Here is a 22,029-nt window from a genome sequence, read left to right as displayed (position 1 = left end):
ATCTCGTCCTCTCCCACCCAATAGTGCTTGGCGTCGTCCATCACCGGAATGAGTACATAGAGATGATTGAGCAGCGCGCTCAGCCGCGCGGTGCCGCGTAGAGTCAGTTGCGCGTAGCGGCTGGCGGGATCGCCTTGCGGGCCGCTGACCGGGGCAATCCTCACCTGCCATCCGAGCGGTTCGAACAACTGGCGGAGCACGGCTTCGCCGCCGCGGATAGGAAGTGGCGTCACCACCGCCTCCAATGCAATGGCGCTGTCCGCAAGATCCTGCCGCGCGCTGCTGACCCCGTTCATCGCTGTCCGGAGCGCCTTATTCAGCGCCACCGACAGGAACGACGAGGCGGCATAGGGGCGGTCATTGACATATTGGTCAAGCAGGCCGTTGCCTTGCCCTTTTCCTCTGACCAGGCCGACCGGGTCGACGTCAAGCGCCAGGACTGCCTCGCAGCGGGTCTCGCTTGCCTCGGGATAGAAGATCCAGAGTCTACCATAGGTAAGCTCGAGCTCGTGCAGCCGATCGGGATGCTTGTTCAGCAGAAATCCGAGATCGGTGGCGGGTTGGTGGGTGGTGGCGATGGACAGGAACATGCTGTCAGATAGCGGATCACTACACGGCTATCCAGTGCTCTATCGCGTCGAACGCGAACCTCATGCAGTCACGCCCGCCAATCCGGCCTCCGCCAGCGCGTGACGCAACTCGGCAATGAAGACGCGCACCTTGTGTGGCAGCAGCCGTGTGCTCGGATAGACCGCCCAGATGGTGAACGATTCCGGTGCGGCATCCTTGAGCTCGATCGGGATGAGCCGGCCGCTGCGCAGCTCGTCCGCAACGTTCCAGTGCGCCAGCAGGGCGATGCCGGCGCCGGCGCGGCAGGCGGCATGGCAGCCCTCCGCTGTGCTCGCGTAGAAGCGGGTGCTGAGACGCACCTGTTTTTCCTTGCCGTGGGCAGTGAAGGTCCAGTGCGTTCGTCCCGTGAGCGGCAGGCAGATGTGATCGACGAGCTCGTCCGTCGATGTCGGGGTGCCGTGCTGCGCAAGATAATCGCGGCTTGCCACCAGCACGCGCGGACCGTCCGCGAGCTTCTGCGCGATCAGGCTGCTGTCGCGCAGTCTGGCAATGCGGATTGCCAAATCCGTGCCGGTCGCGACCAGGTCCGGCATGGCGTCGGTGAGGTCGAGCGAGAGCCGGAGCTCCGGATGGCGCGCGAGCAGCCTCGGCACCAGCGGTGCGACGAACTTGATGCCGAACGCAACCGACGCCGAGACGCGCAAGAGCCCGCTGGCCTCGCCGGTATCGGCCCGCAACACTGCCCGCGCTTCCTGCTCGCTCTCGAGCAGGTTCTGCGCATAGGGCAGAAAGGCCTCGCCATCGGAAGTCAGGGACAGCGAGCGGGTTGTGCGATGCAGCAATCGCGCACCCAAGGTCGTCTCGAGATTGGCCAGCCGGCGGGAGGCCTCCATGGGTGCGATCCCGAGCCGCCGCGCCGCAGCAGCCAGGGTGCCCGCACTAACCGCTGCCGTGAAAACTGCCACATCCTCAGTGTTCATTGTATCTGATATCGTTATACAGGAGAAGCAACTGAGCCATCTAAAACGAATATCGATATGAAACTAGCTTTCCTGCTATTGCGTTGCAGCAGGAAGGGATTCGCGACATGGAAGCAGTTGAAACAGGGCAGCCGGCCGGTGCCGCGGGCGGGATCGGGCGGGGAACGCTGCTGGCCATGGCGGCTGCAACGGGGATTGCCGTCGCCAATATCTATTACAACCAGCCGATGCTCGGGCTGATCGAGCGCGATTTCCACGACCAGGCCGCCGCGGGCTATGTCCCAACCGCCACGCAGCTCGGCTATGCGCTGGGCCTGTTCTTTCTGCTGCCGCTCGGCGACATCCACCGGCGCCGCCGGCTGATCATCAGCCAGTTCATCGTGCTTGCCGCAGCGCTGGCCGCAACGGCGGTCGCGCCGTCTGCGATCTGGCTGGCGGTCGCCTCGCTGCTGACCGGCGCCAGCGCCACGGTCGCACAGCAAATCGTGCCGTTCGCGGCGTCGCTGGCATCTCCCCAGCGGCGTGGCGCCACCATCGGCACGGTGATGTCCGGCCTTCTGCTCGGCATCCTGTTCAGCCGTACTTTGTCGGGCTTCGTCGGCGAGCATGCCGGATGGCGCGATATGTTCTGGCTCGGCGTGCCGCTCGCGCTGGGTGCGGCGCTGCTGATGGCCGGCGCGCTGCCGGATCATGAGGCCGCGTCGCGGATGCGCTATCACACCGCGCTGCGGTCGCTCGCGACGCTGTGGACGCAGCAGCCCTCACTGCGCATGGCGACACTGGCGCAAGCGGCGCTGTTCGGTTCGTTCAGCGCGTTCTGGACCATCCTCGCGCTCTACCTGCAAGGACCCCAATTCCATCTTGGTGCCGATGTCGCCGGGCTGTTCGGAGTTGTCGGCGCGGTCGGCGTTCTCGCTGCGCCGTTCGCCGGCAAGGCGGCGGATCGACGCGGCCCGCATGTGATGATCTGGCTCGGGGCCGCGTTGGTGCTGGTGGCGTGGGTCATTTTCGGCCTGTCGGCGACGCTCGCCGCCTTGGCGCTGGGCGTCGTGCTGCTCGATCTCGGCATTCAGAGTGCGCTGATTTCCCATCAGCACATCATCTTTGCGCTCGATCCGGCGGCGCGTAGCCGGCTCAACACGGTCTTCATGACCGGCATGTTCCTGGGCGGCGCTCTCGGTTCGGCGGTTGCAACGCTGGTCTGGACCACGCATCATTGGAACGGTGTCGCCTTGCTTGGCGGAGCGCTCGTCGTGGTCGCGCTCGCCGTGAAGGCGCTGGACTATCGCGCGCGTCAGAGCATCGCGGCAGTTCCCGCGGAATGAACCGGCCTTGAGGAGACGTCGATGGCACGCGTGCGCTGTATCACCGAAATGGGCATGGGCGTCGACGTGCATGGACGCGACGCCACCAAGGCGGCGAAGCGGGCGGTGTCAGACGCGATCCGTCATTCAAGCCTGGGCTTCTTCCGCCTGCTAGGCAAGACGCCGCACGACATGTTCGTCGACGTCACCATCGCGGTGCCGAATCCGGAAAGTGTCGACACCGATGCGGTGGCCAAGGAGCTGCCCTATGGCACGGTGAAGGTCACCGCGGTGAAAGGCGGGCTGGAGATTCCCGCCGAGCAGGGCGTCGACGCCATCATCATCGCCAATGCCGCGGTGCTGGTCAGCCTGGATGATGAGAAGGGCGGTTAGCTCTGGCGTCACTCGGCATCTGAGCAGGACACCAAAGCGTTTCTCCATGAACAAGAAAAGCCCGGGCGCGGCGTGCGCGTCCGGGTCTCATTTTATCGATGCCGGGTCGCTTCCGAAGCCGCAATCCGGACCGTTACCGCCTTGGGAGTCGCATCGCGCATTCGAGCTTTGCCGAACGTAAAGATCTAGACATGCGGAAGTATTTGATCTGCGGCAACACACCGGCGGCATAGCCGACGCAGAATTTGCGTCGGTTTTCATCTTCAGCGCGACACCGCATGAACCGACGAACTTTGCTCATAGGCGCCGGCACTCTGATCGCTGCCGGCACAGGTGTCGCCGCCTGGCGCGGTGCAACCGGCTCGATGGCGGACTACGAAGCCTATTCTGCGCGACTTCGCGCCGCGCTCACGCCTGACATCGCCGATGTGATCCGCTATGCCACGCTCGCTCCCAACAGCCACAACACGCAACCGTGGCGCTTTCGGGTGACGAGCGATGCGATCGAGGTCCTGCCGGATTTTGCGCGGCGCACGCCGGTTGTCGATCCGGACGATCATCATGTCTTTGTCAGCCTCGGCTGCGCCGCAGCCAATCTTGCCATCGCTGCATCCGCGAGCGGGCGGCCCGGCGAATTAGTCCTGACCGCCGACGGCGCGGAGGTGCGTTACACCTTCACAACCAATCAGCCGCGGACCGAGCCGTTGCTCGAAGCAATAACCAAGCGCCAATCCACGCGTGCGGAGTATGATGGCCGCGCAATCTCGACTGCAGACGTCACCCGACTACAAACCGCAGGCGCCGCGCCCGGCGTCAATCTTGTGATTGTCACCGCACGCGCGGAGATGGCGACAATCGGCGAACTCGTCGTGGCCGGCAATTCCGCACAGATGGCCGATCCTGCCTTCATGCGCGAGCTCAAGCAGTGGGTGCGATTCAATCCGCGCAGCGCGATGGAGACCGGCGACGGGCTGTTCTCGGCGGCGAGCGGCAATCCGTCTCTGCCGACGGCGCTTGGCCGCATCGCCTTCGATTATGTCGTCAGTGCTGGCTCGGAGAACGACAAATATGCGCGCCAGATCGCGTCCTCGGCCGGCATTGCGGTCTTCGTCGGCGACCAGGCCGATCCGCTGCACTGGATCAAAGTGGGACAGGCCTGCCAGCGCTTTGCGCTCGAAGCGACCCGGCTTGGGTTGAAGCTCGCCTTCATCAACCAGCCGGTCGAAATTGCCGACTTGCGGCCGGAGCTTGCGAGGCTTATTGGCACAACCAAGCGCCCGGATCTGGTGCTGCGCTTCGGCTACGGCCCGACGCTGCCTTATGCACCGCGCCGCCCGGTCGCTGAAGTGCTGGGTTCATGAGTCGTTCCTGTCAAGATTGACGGATCGGCGACGCGATGCATGGTGTGCCCATGTTCGAGAACACGCGATTGGCGCGGATGAGCGATGGGCATTATTGCCTTGTGCGCGACCTTGGCTTGGTCAAGGGCGGCAAGGGGATGCGCTATCATGAGGTGGTGATCGATTTCAGCTTCCGCGGCATGAAGGTGCTGGCAAAGCAGGGCGCGATCGCGGGCACGGGCTGGATCGTCGCAAAGCTCAAGCAGTACGAGGCCACCTCGAAAATCCCGGCGCTCCTGCGTGTGCGTGCGCGAGAGCCGCAATAGGATTCGTTAGGGCCGCCGCGATTTCGCGGGCCGCCTGCGCGGTCGCCTTCGCGGTCGTACGGGTTTGAGCTTGGGCTTAAGTGGGCGCTTGGGTTCGTAGGGGCTGTCCGGGTTCATATCGACGTCGACGTTGTCAATGCAGTGTTGCGGCTTGCGGTGACGTTTGCCGGAGTGCCATCGGCCGCTGCGAAGCTCCACGTGGCTCATCTTAGCCAGCTCCAGGCACTTCCATTCGCCTCCAGGGGGCAGACCTTTACTGGCGCCCCCTGCGAACTGAAAAGCCAGCGTCCGCTCCTGACGCAGTTTGTGACCGAGGATGATCGGGCACACCGCGCGCAAAACCGTTGTATATGCAGAGCACCTGTTTGCGCTCGGCCATGGCCTTTACGATCAGCTCATAAGTCGGGCTTGGCATGGCTCTTCCTCCTGTCCTAACGCCATAACTCGCTTTGTAGTTGTTCCGTTCCGAACATGGTGGCCTTGTCCGTTGCGTCCCGCGTCATAGATTGAACGTTGATCCATTTGCGCGAGCGACAGAAGATGGCCGATCTCTCCAGCTTTCCCATCACCAGGCGCTGGCCGGCGCAGCATCCGGACCGCCTGCAGCTCTATTCGCTGCCCACCCCGAACGGGGTGAAGGTTTCGATCATGCTCGAGGAGACCGGCATCGCGTACGAGCCGCACACGATCGATTTCGGCAAGGACGACCAGAAGACGCCGGAATTCCTGTCGCTCAATCCGAACGGCAAGATCCCGGCGATCATCGATCCCGATGGTCTCGGTCGCAAGCCGCTCGGCCTGTTCGAGTCCGGGGCGATCCTGCACTATCTGGCCGAGAAGACCGGCAAGCTGCTGCCGTCCGATCCGGCGCGGCGCTGGCACACGCTGCAGTGGGTCCATTTCCAGATCGGCGGCATCGGGCCGATGTTCGGCCAGCTCGGCTTTTTCCATAAATTCGCCGGCAAGGAGATCGCCGACAAGCGGCCGCTGGAGCGCTATGTCGCCGAGAGCAAACGCCTGCTCGGCGTGCTCGAAGGCCAGCTCGCCGGCCGGCAATGGATCATGGACGATGAGTATACGATCGCAGATATCGCCTCGCTCGGATGGGTTCGCAATCTCATCGGCTTCTATGGCGCGCGCGAGCTCGTTGCCTTCGACGATCTGAAGCACGTGCCGGCTTGGCTGGAGCGAGGGCTGGCGCGGCCGGCAGTCCAGCGCGGGCTGGAGATCCCGAAGCGGCCGTGATCGTCTCCGAAACCGAGTTCGAGCGTTGCCTGGATGCGGTGCGCGCTGTGCCTGCGGCGTCGGGCGGCGGTATATTCGGACCTGATAGCGCGACCTGGCAGGTCAACCGGGAGGCTGCGATCTTTCTCGGGGCCGGGCGCGCGCTGCTGTTGCAGCTTGCCCATCCCTGGGTGGCTGCTGGAATCTCTGACCAGTCGAACGTGTTTGCCGATCCGCTTGGGCGTTTCCATCGCACCTTCAACATCGTTTTCACGATGGCATTCGGCACCCGCGATCAGGCCATCGCGGTGGCGCAACGCTTGTACCGGCGTCACGCCGCGGTGGCTGGCGAGATGCCCGAGACGGCCGGGCCATTTGTCCAAGGTTCGCATTATTGTGCCAACGAAGTGAATGCGTTGCGCTGGGTTCATGCCACCTTGGTGGAGACGGCCATCATGGCGCATGATTTGGTCCTGCCGCCGCTACACGACGCGGAGAGGGAGCGCTATTGGACTGAGGAGAAGCTGCTTGCGAGCCTGTTCGGCATTCCGCAAGGCACGCTGCCGCCGGACTGGTGCGCGTTTCAGGCCTATGCCGCCGGGATGGTCGAGTCCGATGTTCTTACCGTCACGTTAGCCGCGCGCGACATCGCCCATCGCATCTTCTCCGGTCGAGCGACAAGTTTCGCTATCCCATTCTGGTATCGCGCGCTGACCGCGCAGATCCTGCCGGAGCGGCTGCGCGTGGCCTTCGATCTGCCGTTCGGCGCGGCGGAGCAGCGCAGTGCGGAGCGTGCAGTGCGCTGGCTGCGGCGCATCTATCCCGCACTGCCCGATCGCCTGCGGACCGTCGGGCCGTACCAGGAGGCGCAGGCGCGAATCAACGGTGAGCCGGTGCCACCGCTCGCCACGCGGCTGCTCAATCGCGCCTGGATCGGCCAGCCCGTCATGACCCCCGCATCCGGCCGGAGCCGCCATCGGTCCGCGCCAAACTGAGATCTCGCGGCCATTTACAGCCTGGGATTGAATTTCATAAGCTGGCGGTCTGGCTCGTTGACGTCCCGTGAGCATCCAACAGCCGAACGTCGCGAGCGCGGAAGCAGCGGCAGCAAGAAGGGAGGGGACGATGAACGCTCTGACCATCCTGATCATCCGTCATGCCGAGAAGCCCGACGGCGATGCGACCGGACCGGGGCTCACGCACAAGGGCAAGGAAGACCCCAAGGCGCTGGTGATCAGCGGCTGGGAGCGCGCCGGCGCCTGGACCGCTTTGTTCGGCAGCGGCTTTGGTGGAACCGATTATCCCACGCCCCAGGCGGTCTATGCCGCAGATCCCGACAGCGGCACCAAGGAATCCGAGCCGAGCCGCCGGCCCTATGAGACGGTGGAAACGCTCGCTGTGCGCGTCGGACTCTCCAAGCCGGATATCTCGTTCGGAAAGGGTCAGGAGGCTGCGCTCGTGGGAGCGCTGCTCAATCTGTCGGGCGTCGCGCTGGTCGCCTGGGAGCACAAGGCCATCATTTCCGATATTCTTCCGCGGCTTCCTGTCAGCAACAAGCAGGATCTTCCGACCCATTGGTCGGGCAAGCGCTTCGATGCCGTGCTGCGTTTCGACCGCAAAGCGGGCGAGACGGAGTTCAGGTTCAAGGAGCTGTTCCCCTGCCTGATGCCGGGCGATTCGAACAAGCCGCTGAAGAACGATCCAAAGGACGAGTGAGCAGGCGCGACAAACGACGGGTCGTGACGTCAATCGCGCTCACGCCGATTCGGCGCTACAGCCCCCGCGGCTGATCACGCCACCTCGATCGATTCGCCGTGACGGCTGGCCGCGACCCAGGCGTGGGCTGCGAACCATTCATGATAGATGCGGCAGTGCGGGCAATAGGCACGCGAGAAGAACACCGGCATGCGCTGAAAGCGCGCGGCATCCATTTCCATTCCCGTCTCGATGGCCCGCCCGGTTTGCGGACAGCGTACCATGATCTTGCCCATCGCGGCCTCCTGCTGCGGGCCTGATACGCGGGCGATGCGAAGAAATTGTAATGCTCCGCGGACAGTTTCATGGCAAAGCTCGACCATGATGTTACGCGTGGAACAAGCGACCTTGCGAGCATCAAAAAGCGGGTGAGTTCACGCCTGCGCACCAGGACAAGATGTCGCAACATGTCGCATGCGCCGGCCGCAGCACACTGGATTTTGAGAGCGCGTTGAATGAGCATCACGATTTACGGAATCAAGAACTGCGACACCATGAAGAAGGCGCGCGCCTGGCTCGACACCCACGGCGTTGCATATGATTTTCATGACTACAAAACCGTCGGCATCGACAAGGGCAGGTTGAAGCAGTGGAGCGAGAAGCTCGGGTGGGAGGCGCTGCTCAACCGGGCCGGCACCACCTTTCGCAAGCTGCCGGAGGCCGACAAGGAGGGCCTCAACGAGACCAAGGCGCTGGCATTGATGCTCGCGCAGCCCTCGATGATCAAGCGCCCGGTGCTCGATCTCGGAGGCAAGCTTGTGGTCGGCTTCAAACCGGACGTCTATGCGAAGGAAGTCAAGGCTGCGTAAGCGCGCAGCCCCGCATCTGCTGAGCTAACCCGCCTCGATGACCTCGTCGCCGGCCCGGATCGCGGACTGTCTGGCCGTTTCGAGGCTGATGACGGTGCTGATCACGGGCACCGGCGCGCAAGGTGCATCCGCTCCCATCAGGTTGGCGGCTTGGAAGGCGCCCTCGATGCTGATGGACTTGTAGGAGCCGATGATGTGCTCGACCCCGTCGCCGCCGAACGGCAACAGCAGCCTTTCGAAGGCGACCTCCTTGCCGTCGATGTCTTGGACGACCGAGATCGAATAGGTCGGCCGCCGGTGGCTGACGCAGGCGAGATAGCACGGCACCACGCGGGCGTAGCGCGCGGGTCCGAGCGCTTCATCGAGATAGCGATTGATCCGCTGCTCCGGCTTCAAATGCTCCCCGCCATAGGTCGTGGTGAGGCGTGCGCCTTCCTGCGTGATGAAGAAGCGAAAGCTTTCGCCGCAGGACTCGACCACGAAGCCCATCATGTCGGGCAGTTCGTCGGCGATATCCTCGGGCTGAAAGCGGTCCAAGCCGGGCAGGGGCCGCTCATTCTGGCAGGCTCGTAGCCAGCTGTTCAGCAAGACCCGCTGTCTAATCGATTTGACCACGGATGGATTGGCACTTTCGAATTCCATAGCGGGCAGCCTGAAATAGATAGTTGGGCTCGGGCGCTTCGAGATGGCTCCGGCCTCGCAATTGCGAGAGCACATACATCCTTCAATCCGGGATTCGCAATAATCGGTGCGGCAAAATGATTCAGCGATCGATGCTACGGAGGCCATCGGCCGCGTCGCGGTTGGGCCGACAGCGTGGCGGGATCACATTCCCCGGGAGCGCGCAATGTTGGTCACGCTCAACGAGAGATGTGCGTCGGTCGGGGGCGATGTGAATGCTCACCTTTCCGCCTTGCCTAACTCCCTCGTTTGACGGCATATTCCGCGCTCGGAGGCGGCAGTCCAGGACACCAAAAGGAAATGTCCGGGCATCCATCGGATCTGCCGGGAACGAATAAGAGCCGAGCGCTCACCAAGAGCGCGGGGCCGGGGGGAATTTGTTTGGCTGATGAGTTCATTCTCGAAACCCACGGATTGACCAAGGAATTCGCGGGATTCTTTGCCGTACGCGACGTCTCGCTCAAAGTCCGCCGCGGCAGCATTCACGCGCTGATCGGCCCGAATGGCGCTGGCAAGACCACCTGTTTCAATCTCCTGACCAAGTTCCTGCGGCCCTCAGCGGGCAAGATCCTCTATAAGGGGCAGGATATTACCGCGATGGCGCCGGCGGATGTCGCGCGTCTCGGGCTGGTTCGGTCGTTCCAGATCTCGGCCGTCTTTCCGCACCTGACCGCGCTGGAGAATGTGCGGGTCGCGCTGCAGCGCCAGCATGGCAGTTCCTTCGACTTCTGGCGCTCCAAGACGGTGCTGAACCGCTTCAACGGCCGGGCGCTCGAGCTTCTGAACGATGTGGGCTTGAGCGAGTTCGCCAACACGCCGGCAGTCGAGATGCCCTATGGACGCAAGCGTGCGCTGGAGATTGCGACCACACTGGCGCTCGATCCCGAAATGATGCTGCTGGACGAGCCGATGGCCGGCATGGGGCACGAGGACATCGACAAGATCGCCGCCCTGATCAAGCGGATCTCGGCCAAATACACCATCCTGATGGTTGAGCATAACTTGAGCGTCGTCGCCAATCTCTCCGACATCATCACCGTGCTGACGCGCGGCCAGGTATTGACTGAAGGTCCGTACGCCGAACTTTCCAAGGACGAGCGGGTCAAGGAAGCCTATCTGGGAGCCGGTCATGCCTGAGGTGATGATGGCGACCCGGCAGGCGGGGACAGCTGCGACCCACACTATCCTCGAGGTCAAGAATCTCGAAGCCTGGTACGGCGAATCTCACATCCTCCACGGCATGAACTTCAACGTGAATGCCGGCGAGGTGGTCACGCTGCTCGGCCGCAATGGCGCCGGCAAGACCACGACATTGAAGTCGATCATGGGCATCCTGGGCAAGCGCACCGGCTCGGTGCGCTTCAACGAGCGTGAGCTGATCCGCATGACGTCGGACAGGATCGCGCGGCTCGGCATCGCTTTGTGCCCCGAAGAACGCGGCATTTTTGCCAGCCTCGACGTGCGCGAGAACCTGCTGCTGCCGCCGGTGGTGCGCGCCGGCGGGCTTTCGCTCGACCAGATCTTCGAGCTGTTCCCAAATCTGAAGGAGCGCCTGAAGAGCCAAGGCACCAAGCTCTCCGGTGGCGAGCAGCAGATGCTGGCGATCGCGCGCATTCTGCGCACGGGCGCCAGCTTGCTGATGCTGGATGAACCGACCGAAGGCCTCGCTCCGGTCATCATTCAGCAGATCGGCCACACCATCGCGCGGCTGAAAAAGGAGGGGTTCACCATTCTGCTCGTCGAGCAGAATTTCCGTTTCGCCTCCACGGTGGCCGATCGTTATTATGTCGTCGAGCACGGCAAGGTGATCGACGGATTTTCCAATGCCGAGCTGCCGGCCAATATGGACAAGCTGCATAGCTATCTCGGCGTCTGACGGCGGCCGAGCATCCTTACTTTAAGAAACGTCACGGGAAGAGAGCATATGAAGACCAACAAGTTCATCACGTCATTATTGCTGGGCACGGCGCTCGGTCTCGGCGTCAGCGGTGCGGCATTCGCAGGCGATAAGACGGTCAAGATCGGCGCACTCTCCGACCAATCCGGACTTTATTCCGATCTCGGCGGGCCGGGCTCGACCTTGGCCGCGCAGATGGCGGTCGAGGACTCCGGCCTCGTGGGCAAAGGCTGGAAGATCGACGTGATCTCCGGCGATCATCAGAACAAGCCCGATATCGGCACCTCGATTGCGCGGCAGTGGTTCGACGTCGAGAAGGTCGATGCCGTCGTCGACGTGCCGAATTCCGGTGTGGCGCTCGCGGTCAACAATGTCGTGAAGGAAAAGAACGGCGTCTACATCAATTCCGGCGCGGCCACCTCCGACCTCACCAATGCGCAGTGCTCACCGAACACCGTGCACTGGACCTACGACACCTACATGCTGGCGCATACCACGGGCCAGGCGCTGGTGAAGGCGGGCGGCACTAGCTGGTTCTTCCTCACCGCGGATTACGCGTTCGGCGCGGCGCTGGAGCGCGACACCACGGCGGTGGTTCTTGCCAATGGCGGCAAGGTGGTCGGCGGCGTCAAGCATCCGCTCAACACCTCCGATTTCTCCTCCTTCCTGCTGCAGGCGCAGTCGTCCGGTGCGAAGGTCATCGGTCTGGCCAATGCCGGCGGCGACACCACCAACTCGATCAAGCAGGCGGCCGAGTTCGGCATCACCAAGAGCGGCCAGAAGCTCGCCGCGCTTTTGCTGTTCATCACCGACGTCAAATCGATCGGACTCGATATCGCGCAAGGGCTCAACTTCACCGAGACCTTCTACTGGGACATGAACGACCAGACCCGCGCCTTCTCCGACCGCTTTGCCAAGCGGATGAAGAACGGCGCGCCGCCGACCATGGTGCAGGCTGGCGTCTATGCGGGTCTCATGCATTACTTCAAGGCGCTGGACGCGCTCGGCGAGAACCCGCATGACGGCGTCAAGGTCGTGGAGAAGATGAAGTCGATCCCGACCGACGATCCGCTGTTCGGCAAGGGCGAGATCCAGCCGAACGGCCGCACCATCCACACCGCCTATCTGTTCGAGGTCAAGAAGCCTTCCGAGTCGAAGTCGCCGTGGGACCTCTACAAGCTGGTTGGCTCGGTCCCCGGTGACCAGGCCTTCACGCCGCTCGACAAGAGCAGCTGTTCGCTCCTGAAGAAGTAAGCTGCCCGCGATCCGGCGGCGATGTGCCGCCGGATCTTGTCCTTAAGGAAACGCCGAGACAACGCAGAACACGACGATGCAAGCCCTCTACGCTCAGCTTCTGGTCGGACTGATCAACGGCTCGTTCTACGCGCTGCTCAGTCTTGGGCTTGCCGTCATCTTCGGCATGCTCAACATCATCAACTTTGCCCATGGCGCGCTCTACATGATGGGCGCGTTCTGCGCCTATTTTCTTCTGAACATCGCCGGCCTCGGCTATTGGTGGGCGCTGCTTCTTGCCCCGATCGCGGTCGGCATCTTCGGCATGATCCTGGAGCGGACGCTGCTGCAGTGGCTCACCGGGCTCGACCATCTTTATGGCCTGCTGCTCACTTTCGGCATTGCGCTGATCGTGCAGGGCGTGTTCCAGAATTATTTCGGTTCTTCCGGCCTGCCTTACGCAATCCCCGAGCAGCTGCGCGGCGGCATGAATCTCGGTTTCATGTTCCTGCCCGTCTATCGCGGTTGGGTCGTGATCTTCTCGCTGGTCATCTGCCTTGCCACTTGGTTCCTGATCGAGCGGACCCGGCTGGGCGCCTACTTGCGCGCCGCTACCGAAAATCCCACCCTTGTGCGCGCCTTCGGCATCAACGTGCCGCGCATGATCACGCTGACCTATGGACTGGGCGTCGGCTTGGCCGCGCTCGCCGGCGTGCTCTCGGCGCCGATCAACCAGGTCCGGCCGCTGATGGGTGCCGACCTCATCATCGTCGTGTTCGCGGTGGTCGTGATCGGCGGCATGGGCTCGATCATGGGCTCGATCATCACCGGCTTCGCGCTCGGCGTGATCGAAGGCCTGACCAAATATTTCTATCCCGAGGCTTCCAACACCGTGGTCTTCGTGCTGATGGTCCTGGTGCTCCTGGTGAAGCCGACGGGTCTGACCGGACGGGCGGCCTGACATGACATCGATCACCGACACGACTTTGCCGATCACCCCGCGCGCCATGCGCGACGAGATGATCGTCTTCGTCATCATGGCGGCGCTGCTCGCGATCGTGCCGTGGACGGGCCTCTATCCGTTTTTCGTGATGCAGGCGCTGTGCTTTGCGCTGCTCGCCTGCGCCTTCAATCTGCTGATCGGCTATGGCGGTCTGCTGTCGTTCGGCCACGCGATGTTTCTGGGCACCGCCGGCTATTGCAGCGCGCACGCGCTGAAAGTGTGGGGCCTGTCGCCTGAGCTCGGCATCATCGTCGGCGTCCTCGGCGCCTGCGCGCTCAGCATCATCACCGGCTACATCTCGATCCGACGCCAGGGCATCTATTTCTCCATGATCACCTTGGCGCTGTCGCAGCTGCTCTACTTCATCTATCTACAGACGCCGTTCACGCATGGCGAGGACGGCATTCAGGGCATCCCGCAGGGACACCTGTTCGGCTTTCTCGATCTCTCCAAGCCGACCGTTCTCTATTACGTCGTGCTGGTCGGATTCCTGGCCGGCTTCCTCCTGATCTATCGCACCATCAATTCGCCGTTTGGCGAGGTGCTGAAGTCGATCCGCGAGAACGAGCAGCGGGCGATCTCGCTCGGCTACAAGACCGACCAGTACAAGCTGCTCGCCTTCATTCTGTCGGGGACGCTGGCCGGCTTCGCCGGCGCGCTGAAGGTCTTCGTGGCGCAGAACGCCTCGCTGACCGACGTGCACTGGTCGATGTCGGGCGAGATCGTGCTGATGACCCTGGTCGGGGGACTCGGCACCGTGTTCGGCCCCGTGGTCGGCGCCTTCGTGATCATCGCCATGCAGCAATATCTGGCGGGCTTCGGTCAGTGGGTGACTGTGATCCAGGGCGGGATCTTCGTCGCTTGCGTGCTGACCTTCCGCCGCGGCGTGGTTGGCGAGATTGCCCATCTGTTCAAGCGGTCCCTGTAGACCGTTGATCTACATAGATTTTATGCTGTTCTTATAAAGCGGTGGATGATCCGGTCGCCGCTTCTGCTGGCGCGCGATCCGGGATATGACAGTTTTGTGACGGGTCGGCCTTGGCTCGTTCCAGAACCTATGGACCTCGTCCCATGCTGCACTGGTTTCGCGCCGTCCTCCCCAAGGAGGAGCGCTTTTTCGATCTGTTCGCCCGCCACAACAAGGTGGTCATCCAGGGCGCGCTGGCGCTGCAAGACATGCTGAAGGGCGGCGATGACGTCCTGACCCATTGCCAACGCGTCAGCCAGTTCGAGAACGAGGCCGACAACATCACGCGCGAGGTGCTGACCGCCGTTCGCCGCACCTTCATCACGCCGTTCGATCGCGGCGACATCAAGAGCCTGATCACCTCGATGGACGACGCCATCGACCAGATGCAGCAGACCGCAAAGGCGGTCATGATGTTCGAGGTCAAGGAATTCGAGCCGACCATGCGCGAGATGGGCGTGCTTCTCATCGAATGCGCCAATCTGATCAACAAGGCCCTGCCGTTGTTGCAGGCGATCGGCCATAACGTGCCGATGATCACCGCGATCACTGAAGAGATGACCAAGCTCGAGGGACGCGTCGACGATCTCCATGACATCGGCCTGAAGGAGCTGTTCCTCAAGCACCGCCACGCCAACACGATGGATTTCATCATCGGCGCCGAGATCTATGACCATCTCGAGAAGGTCGCCGACCGCTTCGACGACGTCGCCAACGAGATCAATTCGATCATGATCGAGCAGGTCTAGGGGCGGCCGTTATGGATGCTCCTCTGGCTCTTCCGGTCCTGGTCGGACTGATCGCGGTCGCGCTCGCCTTCGATTTCCTCAACGGTCTGCATGACGCCGCCAACTCGATCGCGACCATCGTCTCCACCAGAGTGTTGCGGCCGCAATATGCGGTGTTCTGGGCCGCCTTTTTCAACTTCATCGCGTTCGGGGTGTTCGGCCTGCATGTCGCCCAGACCGTCGGCACCGGCATCATCGAGCCTTCGATCGTCGATGCGCAGGTGATCTTCGCCGCGCTGCTCGGCGCCATCGCCTGGAACCTGATCACCTGGGCGGCCGGCATTCCGTCGTCCAGCTCGCATGCCTTGATCGGCGGCCTGGTCGGGGCAGGGGTGGCCAAGGCGGGGCTGGCGGCCACCGTCTGGAGCGGCCTGTCGAAGACGGTGCTTGCGATCGTGCTGTCGCCGCTGCTCGGGCTGGTCCTGGCGATGATCCTGGTCGCGATCGTCTCCTGGGCCTCGGTGCGCTCGACCCCCTTTGCGGTCGACCGGGCCTTTCGCATCCTGCAATTCGCCTCGGCCTCGCTCTATTCGCTGGGCCATGGCGGCAATGACGCGCAGAAGACCATGGGCATCATTGCCGTGCTGCTCTATTCGCAGGGGCATCTCGGCGGCGACTTCGGCGTTCCATTCTGGGTCGTGCTGTCGTGCCAGGCGGCGATGGCGCTGGGCACCCTGATGGGCGGATGGCGGATCGTGCGCACGATGGGCCTGCGCATCACCAAGCTGACCCCGATGCAGGGCTTCTGCGCCGAGACCGGGGGCGCGATCACGCTGTTCATGGCAACCGCGCTCGGCGTGCCGGTGTCGACCACTCACACCATTACCGGTGCCATCGTCGGGGTAGGCGCCGCCCGGCGGGCCTCGGCCGTTCGCTGGAACGTTGCCGGATCGATCGTCTATGCCTGGGTCTTCACGATTCCGGCCTCGGCATTGGTCGCGGCGCTGGCCTATTGGCTGGTTTCGGCGCTCCGGCACTGATCCGGGCCGGCGGCCCGCATTTCGCCGGTTGGAGTTGCGGTGCAAAACCCCTATATGAGGGGGTGCGCTGCGGCCGTGATCCGGCGCGCTTTCCCGTCACACATCACGTTCGACGCCTCAAAGACGCTCGCCGCCTCATGTCCGATATTGCCGTCACGACCGAAAGCCCGACCCGCTCGCTGCTCTCCGACGAGGTGGCGCGCCGGCGCACCTTTGCCATCATCTCGCATCCGGACGCCGGCAAGACCACGCTGACCGAAAAGCTGCTGCTGTTCGGCGGCGCCATCAACCTGGCCGGGCAGGTCAAGGCCAAGGGCGAGCGCCGCAACACCCGCTCGGACTGGATGAAGATCGAGCGCGAGCGCGGCATCTCCGTGGTCACCTCGGTGATGACCTTCGAGTTCGAGGGGCTCGTCTTCAACCTGTTGGATACGCCGGGCCACGAGGACTTTTCGGAAGACACCTATCGGACGCTGACCGCAGTCGACTCCGCGGTCATGGTGATCGACGCCGCCAAGGGCATCGAGGCTCGCACGCGCAAGCTGTTCGAGGTCTGCCGCCTGCGTGACATCCCGATCATCACCTTCATCAACAAGATGGATCGCGAGAGCCGCGACACCTTCGATCTCATGGACGAGATCGAGAAGACGCTGGCGCTCGACACCACCCCGATGACCTGGCCGGTGGGCCGCGGCCGCGACTTCGTCGGCACCTATGACATCCGCGACGGCGGCGTGCGCCTGCTCGAAGGCGGTGGTGCCAAGACCGGCGCGGCGCAGCAGATCGAGATCTCGGAGCTCGCCAAGATCAACGCCAATCTCGACATCGGCCAGATCAGGGACGAGCTCGAGCTGGTGAGGGAAGCCTGCAAGCCGTTCGAGCTCGACGCGTTCCGCGAGGGCCATCTGACACCGGTCTATTTCGGAAGCGCGCTACGCAATTTCGGTGTCGGCGATCTCTTGGAGGGTCTCGGCCGCTATGCGCCGTCGCCGCGGGCCCAGGATTCCAACCTGCGCAAGGTCGATGCCGCCGAGCCGCGCATGAGCGCGTTCGTGTTCAAGATCCAAGCGAACATGGACCCGAACCATCGCGACCGCATCGCCTTTGCGCGGCTGTGCTCCGGCAAGCTGAACCGCGGCATGAAGGCGAAGCTGGTGCGCACCGGCAAGACCATGCCGCTGTCGAGCCCGCAATTCTTCTTCGCCCAGGATCGCTCGGTTGCCGATGAGGCCTTCGCCGGCGACGTGGTCGGCATTCCCAATCACGGCTCGTTGCGGATCGGCGACACGCTGACAGAGGGCGAGGAGCTGACCTTCGTCGGCGTCCCGAGCTTTGCGCCGGAAATCGTCCGCCGTGTCAGGCTCACCGACGCGATGAAGGCCAAGAAGCTGAAGGAAGCCTTGCAGCAGATGTCGGAAGAGGGCGTCGTGCAGGTGTTCCGGCCGCGCGATGGCGCGCCGGCCCTGGTCGGCGTGGTCGGTCCGCTGCAGCTTGATGTCTTGAAGGCGCGGCTCGATGCCGAATATTCGCTGCCGGTCGAATTCGAGGTGTCCGAATTTTCGCTCGCGCGCTGGATCTCCTCCGACGACAGGAAGAAGCTGGAGGCATTCATCGCCGCCAACGGCTCCGGTGTTGCCGACGATGTCGACGGCGATCCGGTGTTTTTGGCCAAGAACGAGTTCTATCTCGGCTACACCAAGGAGCGCGCCGAGGGCATCACCTTCTCCAACGTCAAGGACGTGAAGAAGAAGGCGTAAGCTAGTCATTGCGAACGTGAGCTCCGAAGCAATCCTCTGCCTTGCAGAGATAGCGCTCTAACAATCGCTAGGAGCTCTTTCCTCTCGTCATTCCGGGGCATCGCGAAGCGATGAGCCCGGAAACCATCTTGCCTCTTGTTCCGCCTCCCGATGGATTCCGGGTTCGCGCTACGCGCGCCCCGGAATGACGACGTGCCGCGTGCTTTTCGTCGGACCGCCGGTAAGCTACGCTCCCTCTCACAATGAGCGGGGGGAGGAAAGAATGCCAACGGGATCTTTTGGCCGTCAGGTCCGGCGACAGGCGGCCGCACTGTTCGCTGCGTGTTGCTTCGCGTTCGGAACGATCGGAGCGGCGCAGGCCGCGGAGGTCGTGGCGCTCGGGGCCAGCAATACCTACGGCAAAGGCGTCAATCGTGGCGAGGACTTTCCGGCCCAGCTCGAGGCGATGCTTCACGCCAAGGGTCTTCGTGTCAGCGTGACCAATGCCGGTGTCAACGGTGATACCACGGCCGGCATGTTGTCCCGCTTCGACGGAGCGGTTGACGGATCCACCCGCGTCCTGCTGTTGCAACCCGGCGGGAATGATTTTCGCAAAGGCGTCGGCGATCAGCGCGCCGGCAACGTCAGCGCCATTCTGGCCAAGGCCTCGCAGCACCACATCAGGGTCGTGATGGTCGAGAACGGGATGCTTCGCGGCTTGCCGCATCAGATGGATGGCGTGCACCTGACCCCCGACGGCTATCGGATGTTGGCGGCCGCCCTGTTGCCCAGGGTGACGGGCAGTCTGCGCAGGTAGTTGCCGTCGGCGCGTGCGAGATGAGTCTTTGCATGTGCCCGCAGCAGGTGGAGATGTCCTGCCGCAGGGGCAGTGCCCGTCGATGCGTCCTCTCCCCCTGTGGGAGAGGGCATCACCGCTATCCGCCACGATCTCGTTTGGGTGAGGGGTTCGTCCCGGATCTCATGATCGTAGATGATTGTTGCGAGAACCCCTCACCCGGCTGCGCTACGCGCAGCCACCCTCTCCCACAAGGGGAGAGGGGGCACCTGCTCCGAGGTTCTAGGTCGCGACCCCCTTCTCGTCTGTCTACGACGTCACGCCTGCTTCCGCTCTACAAATTGATGATCCCGTGCCGCGCGGCGTGCGCCACCGCGTCGGTGCGGCCGGTGGCGTCGAGCTTGTCCAACAGCGAGCCGACGTGGAATTTGGCCGTGTGCACGGAAATCCCGAGGCTGCGGGCGATCTCCTTGTTGGAGGCGCCTTCGGCGAGCAAGGCCAGCACGTCGCGCTCACGCGCGGTCAGCTGAAAGCCGTTCGCCGCGCCGCGCGCGGCGGGTTCGGTCGCAACGACGGCGACATCCGCGCGCTCGCCTGGCGCCGCCAGGCGGAGGCCACTGACAGTCCCGAGCAGCGCGGCAAGCCGATCCGCGAGGTCGGGATCGTCGAGCTCGATCGCGACCACGACCGGCGCTGTCGTTTCCGCCGTCACGCGGCCGGCCTTTCGCCGATGGTCAGGGTGAGACGGATCGGCTCGCCGCCGCGCAAGCCCGCCACCTCGACCACGGCACCGACACTGGCCGGGCCGAGCTCGCGCATCAGCGCGCGCATCCCGCTGAAGGTCTGATTGTTGAGGGCGGTAATGACGTCCCCCTGGCGCAGGCCGGCGGCCGCGGCCGGTCCGTTCTTGTCGATGCTCATCACCATCGCGCCGACGCCATCGTCGAGCTTCACCGGCTGCAGGCCGACACCGAGATAGCCGCGCGCGATCCGGCCGTGACTCTCGAGCCTGCCCGCGACGCGTTCGATCGTGGCCGCCGGGATGACCAGCGTCCGGCGTGGACCCATCACCGCCATGCCGATCGCCTTGCCCTCGGCGCTCAACACCAGGCCGCCTTCCTGGCTGTGGCGCAGCCTGGTGTCGAGCTCGATCCGCGCATCGATCTCCCCGCCGCGCAAGCTGCGCCAGGGTCCGGTGGATTTCGAGATCATCGCGAGCGCCGCGGTCGGCGCGCCGTGATCGGCCGCAGCCACGACCGCGAGCGATCCCAGCGCCGGGAGCTCGCCAGTGAGGCGGGTCGCGCCCCCGGCAATGGCGTCGTACCGGAGCAGGGCAATGTCGGTGGTATGATCGCGACCGGCGACTGTGGCCGGTCGTGTGCTGCCATCAGCAAACACCAGTGCAATCTCGCCTTCGTCGGCCAATCCCTCGTCGGCAGTCACGATGAGGCCGGGCTTCCAGAGAAAGCCGGTCGCGCGCGCGCGGTGGGAATGGACGGAGACGACCGCAGGTGCGGCCTGCGCGACAGTCGCGGTGAGGGCTGACGAGAGCGAGGCGAGGGCTGAAAGATCGGACATGGGACGCTCCAAAATGGTTGGACTCAATGTGGAGCGTCGACGGCCGTTTCGGAACTGCCCGGGTGGGCAGGCGATTCACGAGGTCTCAGAGCGACGACCGCGCCTTCGGCAGCGGAAAAGCGAGATCGCCGTGCTTGGAGGTCTTCAAGCCCAGCCCGACCAGCGCCTCGGCAAAGCGCACCGCGGCGGCGACACCGTCAATGACAGGAATGCCCAGCTCGGCTGACAGATCCTGCGCAAGATCCGCCATTCCGGCGCAGCCCAGCACGATGGCGCCGATCCCATCCTCGCTTAGCGCATTGCGGCATTCGCCGAGCAGAACGCCACGCACATTTGCCTCCGGCTTGTCGAGATCGAGCACGGCGACATCGACGGCGCGCACCTTGCGGCAGATGTGCTCCATGCCATAGTTGCGCACCAGATGCTCGGCAATCACCTTGGTGCGCGACAACGTGGTGACGATGCTGAAGCGCGTCGCGATGAAGCTTGCCGCATGCATGGCGGCCTCGGCGATGCCTAGCACGGGCGCCGCGGAGAGCTCGCGGGCCGCGAGCAGGCCAGGATCGCCGAAGCAGGCGATCACATGCGCGTCAGCCCCGGCTTTGTCGCCCTCGGCAACCTCCTTCAGCATGCCGATGGTTGCCAGCGCCTCGTCATAATGTCCCTCGATCGAGGCCGCGCCGAACCGCGCGGTGCGGCCAACGATGCGCGTCGCCGGACTCGCGCTGGCCTGCGCGGCCTTGGCGATCAGCTCGGTCATCGTCTCCGTCATGTTGGGATTGATGACGTTGATCACGGTCTGGCGTTGCGGCTGGTTCATCTGTCGTCCGTTTTGAGGTCGCTGCTGCCGCGATCTAACCAAGTTCCGGCGCAAGGGTCGAGGGGGGCGAGGCGCCGTGCGCTGATGGGAACGCGCAGACGTGAACGGGATTGGCCTTGTGCGGGTGGTTGCCGGGCCCACCTTGTTGCTATCAGCTCCTTGGTGCCATCCATGCTGCGTGTCAGTCTGATCCTGCTGCTTCTGCTGCCCGCAATCCCGGCCGCGCAGGCGCGCGATCGCCAGACCAATCCGGTGCCGTTTGCGCACACGCCCTGCAGCGTGCTCGACGAAGGGCCGTGCACGCCGTCCTATTGCGGCGTGTTTGGCCCGTGGCCGTGCTTTCCGGAGATGGACTACCCATATGGGGAGAATCTCCAGGTCACGGTGCAGAGCGTGCCGCCAAAGGATCAGGCGGCAAAGTACCAAAAGCCCGACCATGATCTCGACACCATCGGCGATCTGTTCGCAGCGATCAGATCCTGCTGGACGCCGCCGGCTTCGGATGCTGCGCGCGAGGGCATGCAGATGACCGTGCGCTTCAGCTTCAAGCGCGACGGCGGGATGATCGGCTCGCCGCGGCTGACCTACGCGACCTCGGGTGTCTCCGCCGACACGCGCAATACCTATCTGAACGCGATCAATACGTCGCTGCAGTCCTGCCTGCCGCTGAAGTTCACATCCAGCCTCGGCGGGGCACTCGCAGGTCGCCCGATCGCAATCCGCTATGTCGATAATCGCGATCTCGGCAAGACGTCGGACAAGCAATAGCGCACACGCGCGCGGCCACCCCACACTTCGTCATTCCGGGGCGCACGGAACGCGTGCGAACCGGGAATCCCGAGATCGGTT

24 protein-coding genes and 1 pseudogene are annotated in these 22,029 nt (G+C 63.7%); 18 read left to right on the top strand and 7 right to left on the bottom strand.

Annotated features, from left to right (window positions below; translation table 11 throughout):
• Nucleotides 1-590: pseudogene (locus BRAS3843_RS20350) on the bottom strand (3' terminal RNA ribose 2'-O-methyltransferase Hen1); the annotation flags it as partial.
• A 60-nt stretch (nt 591-650) separates the two neighbouring features.
• Nucleotides 651-1,550: a LysR family transcriptional regulator gene (locus tag BRAS3843_RS20345; RefSeq protein ID WP_008970901.1), complete on the bottom strand. Its 900-nt coding sequence runs from the start codon at nt 1,548-1,550 to the stop codon at nt 651-653.
• Between the two features lie 107 nt (nt 1,551-1,657).
• Between BRAS3843_RS20345 and BRAS3843_RS20340 the strand changes: the two genes are divergently transcribed.
• The 7 genes from BRAS3843_RS20340 to BRAS3843_RS20310 all read left to right on the top strand — a co-directional run bounded on the left by BRAS3843_RS20340 (nt 1,658) and on the right by BRAS3843_RS20310 (nt 7,853).
• The gene (locus BRAS3843_RS20340; RefSeq protein WP_008970900.1) at nt 1,658-2,875 is read left to right on the top strand and encodes an MFS transporter; all 1,218 of its coding nucleotides are present in this window, start codon (nt 1,658-1,660) and stop codon (nt 2,873-2,875) included.
• 21 nt (nt 2,876-2,896) lie between these two features.
• Nucleotides 2,897-3,247, top strand: a complete 351-nt coding sequence (locus BRAS3843_RS20335; RefSeq protein WP_008970899.1) for a Lin0512 family protein — start codon at nt 2,897-2,899, stop codon at nt 3,245-3,247.
• Between the two features lie 278 nt (nt 3,248-3,525).
• Complete coding sequence (locus tag BRAS3843_RS20330; protein ID WP_008970898.1) at nt 3,526-4,608, top strand: nitroreductase family protein; 1,083 nt, start codon at nt 3,526-3,528, stop codon at nt 4,606-4,608.
• A 77-nt stretch (nt 4,609-4,685) separates the two neighbouring features.
• Nucleotides 4,686-4,913 carry a hypothetical protein gene (locus BRAS3843_RS20325; RefSeq protein ID WP_008970897.1) on the top strand — a complete coding sequence of 76 codons (228 nt, stop codon included), beginning with the start codon at nt 4,686-4,688 and terminating at the stop codon, nt 4,911-4,913.
• A gap of 540 nt (nt 4,914-5,453) precedes the next feature.
• Nucleotides 5,454-6,158, top strand: coding sequence for a glutathione S-transferase N-terminal domain-containing protein (locus tag BRAS3843_RS20320; protein ID WP_008970895.1), 705 nt, complete (start codon nt 5,454-5,456; stop codon nt 6,156-6,158).
• Nucleotides 6,155-7,132, top strand: a complete 978-nt coding sequence (locus BRAS3843_RS20315; RefSeq protein ID WP_008970894.1) for an oxygenase MpaB family protein — start codon at nt 6,155-6,157, stop codon at nt 7,130-7,132. Before BRAS3843_RS20320 ends, BRAS3843_RS20315 begins: the two co-directional genes overlap by 4 nt.
• A 130-nt stretch (nt 7,133-7,262) precedes the next feature.
• Entirely contained in the window at nt 7,263-7,853 is a 591-nt protein-coding gene (locus tag BRAS3843_RS20310) for a hypothetical protein (protein WP_008970893.1), read from the top strand.
• Between the two features lie 74 nt (nt 7,854-7,927).
• On the opposite strand, the gene BRAS3843_RS20305 is transcribed toward BRAS3843_RS20310, so the two are convergent.
• Nucleotides 7,928-8,128, bottom strand: coding sequence for a hypothetical protein (locus tag BRAS3843_RS20305; protein WP_008970892.1), 201 nt, complete (start codon nt 8,126-8,128; stop codon nt 7,928-7,930).
• A gap of 219 nt (nt 8,129-8,347) precedes the next feature.
• Between BRAS3843_RS20305 and BRAS3843_RS20300 the strand changes: the two genes are divergently transcribed.
• Nucleotides 8,348-8,701 (top strand): ArsC family reductase, encoded by a 354-nt coding sequence (locus BRAS3843_RS20300; RefSeq protein WP_008970891.1) that lies wholly within the window; start codon nt 8,348-8,350, stop codon nt 8,699-8,701.
• A 24-nt stretch (nt 8,702-8,725) separates the two neighbouring features.
• On the opposite strand, the gene BRAS3843_RS20295 is transcribed toward BRAS3843_RS20300, so the two are convergent.
• Complete coding sequence (locus tag BRAS3843_RS20295; RefSeq protein WP_139024930.1) at nt 8,726-9,238, bottom strand: hypothetical protein; 513 nt, start codon at nt 9,236-9,238, stop codon at nt 8,726-8,728.
• Nucleotides 9,239-9,763: 525 nt separating this feature from the next.
• On the opposite strand from BRAS3843_RS20295, the gene BRAS3843_RS20290 reads away from it, so the two are divergent.
• The 9 genes from BRAS3843_RS20290 (at nt 9,764) to BRAS3843_RS20250 (ending at nt 18,803) form a co-directional block, all read left to right on the top strand.
• A complete protein-coding gene (locus BRAS3843_RS20290; RefSeq protein ID WP_035982284.1) occupies nt 9,764-10,519 on the top strand; it encodes an ABC transporter ATP-binding protein in 756 nt (251 codons plus the stop codon).
• Nucleotides 10,512-11,258, top strand: a complete 747-nt coding sequence (locus tag BRAS3843_RS20285; protein WP_008970887.1) for an ABC transporter ATP-binding protein — start codon at nt 10,512-10,514, stop codon at nt 11,256-11,258. The genes BRAS3843_RS20290 and BRAS3843_RS20285 overlap by 8 nt, the downstream gene beginning before the upstream one ends.
• Nucleotides 11,259-11,306: 48 nt before the next feature.
• Complete coding sequence (locus tag BRAS3843_RS20280; RefSeq protein ID WP_008970886.1) at nt 11,307-12,533, top strand: ABC transporter substrate-binding protein; 1,227 nt, start codon at nt 11,307-11,309, stop codon at nt 12,531-12,533.
• Nucleotides 12,534-12,609: 76 nt separating this feature from the next.
• A complete protein-coding gene (locus BRAS3843_RS20275; protein ID WP_008970885.1) occupies nt 12,610-13,473 on the top strand; it encodes a branched-chain amino acid ABC transporter permease in 864 nt (287 codons plus the stop codon).
• Between the two features lies 1 nt (nt 13,474).
• Complete coding sequence (locus BRAS3843_RS20270; RefSeq protein WP_008970884.1) at nt 13,475-14,443, top strand: branched-chain amino acid ABC transporter permease; 969 nt, start codon at nt 13,475-13,477, stop codon at nt 14,441-14,443.
• Nucleotides 14,444-14,586: 143 nt separating this feature from the next.
• A complete protein-coding gene (locus BRAS3843_RS20265) occupies nt 14,587-15,231 on the top strand; it encodes a DUF47 domain-containing protein (RefSeq protein ID WP_008970883.1) in 645 nt (214 codons plus the stop codon).
• Nucleotides 15,232-15,242: 11 nt separating this feature from the next.
• Nucleotides 15,243-16,250: an inorganic phosphate transporter gene (locus BRAS3843_RS20260; protein ID WP_008970882.1), complete on the top strand. Its 1,008-nt coding sequence runs from the start codon at nt 15,243-15,245 to the stop codon at nt 16,248-16,250.
• A gap of 137 nt (nt 16,251-16,387) precedes the next feature.
• Entirely contained in the window at nt 16,388-18,007 is a 1,620-nt protein-coding gene (locus BRAS3843_RS20255; protein ID WP_008970881.1) for a peptide chain release factor 3, read from the top strand.
• Nucleotides 18,008-18,269: 262 nt separating this feature from the next.
• Nucleotides 18,270-18,803, top strand: a complete 534-nt coding sequence (locus tag BRAS3843_RS20250) for a GDSL-type esterase/lipase family protein (RefSeq protein WP_008970880.1) — start codon at nt 18,270-18,272, stop codon at nt 18,801-18,803.
• 313 nt (nt 18,804-19,116) lie between these two features.
• Here BRAS3843_RS20250 and BRAS3843_RS20245 read toward each other — a convergent pair whose 3' ends face one another.
• The 3 genes from BRAS3843_RS20245 to BRAS3843_RS20235 all read right to left on the bottom strand — a co-directional run bounded on the left by BRAS3843_RS20245 (nt 19,117) and on the right by BRAS3843_RS20235 (nt 21,180).
• Nucleotides 19,117-19,494, bottom strand: coding sequence for a helix-turn-helix transcriptional regulator (locus BRAS3843_RS20245; protein WP_008970879.1), 378 nt, complete (start codon nt 19,492-19,494; stop codon nt 19,117-19,119).
• Complete coding sequence (locus BRAS3843_RS20240) at nt 19,491-20,360, bottom strand: S1C family serine protease (RefSeq protein ID WP_008970878.1); 870 nt, start codon at nt 20,358-20,360, stop codon at nt 19,491-19,493. The genes BRAS3843_RS20245 and BRAS3843_RS20240 overlap by 4 nt, the downstream gene beginning before the upstream one ends.
• A gap of 85 nt (nt 20,361-20,445) precedes the next feature.
• Nucleotides 20,446-21,180: an aspartate/glutamate racemase family protein gene (locus BRAS3843_RS20235; RefSeq protein ID WP_008970877.1), complete on the bottom strand. Its 735-nt coding sequence runs from the start codon at nt 21,178-21,180 to the stop codon at nt 20,446-20,448.
• Between the two features lie 171 nt (nt 21,181-21,351).
• Here BRAS3843_RS20235 and BRAS3843_RS20230 point away from each other — a divergent pair, with 171 nt between their 5' ends.
• Nucleotides 21,352-21,948 (top strand): hypothetical protein, encoded by a 597-nt coding sequence (locus BRAS3843_RS20230; protein WP_008970876.1) that lies wholly within the window; start codon nt 21,352-21,354, stop codon nt 21,946-21,948.
• The last annotated feature ends 81 nt before the right edge of the window (nt 21,949-22,029 follow it).

This window comes from Bradyrhizobium sp. STM 3843 (assembly GCF_000239815.1).
Classification (GTDB): domain Bacteria; phylum Pseudomonadota; class Alphaproteobacteria; order Rhizobiales; family Xanthobacteraceae; genus Bradyrhizobium.
The sequence above is the reverse complement of the archived record's forward strand: the minus strand, read 5'-3'. Positions and strand labels throughout refer to the sequence as shown.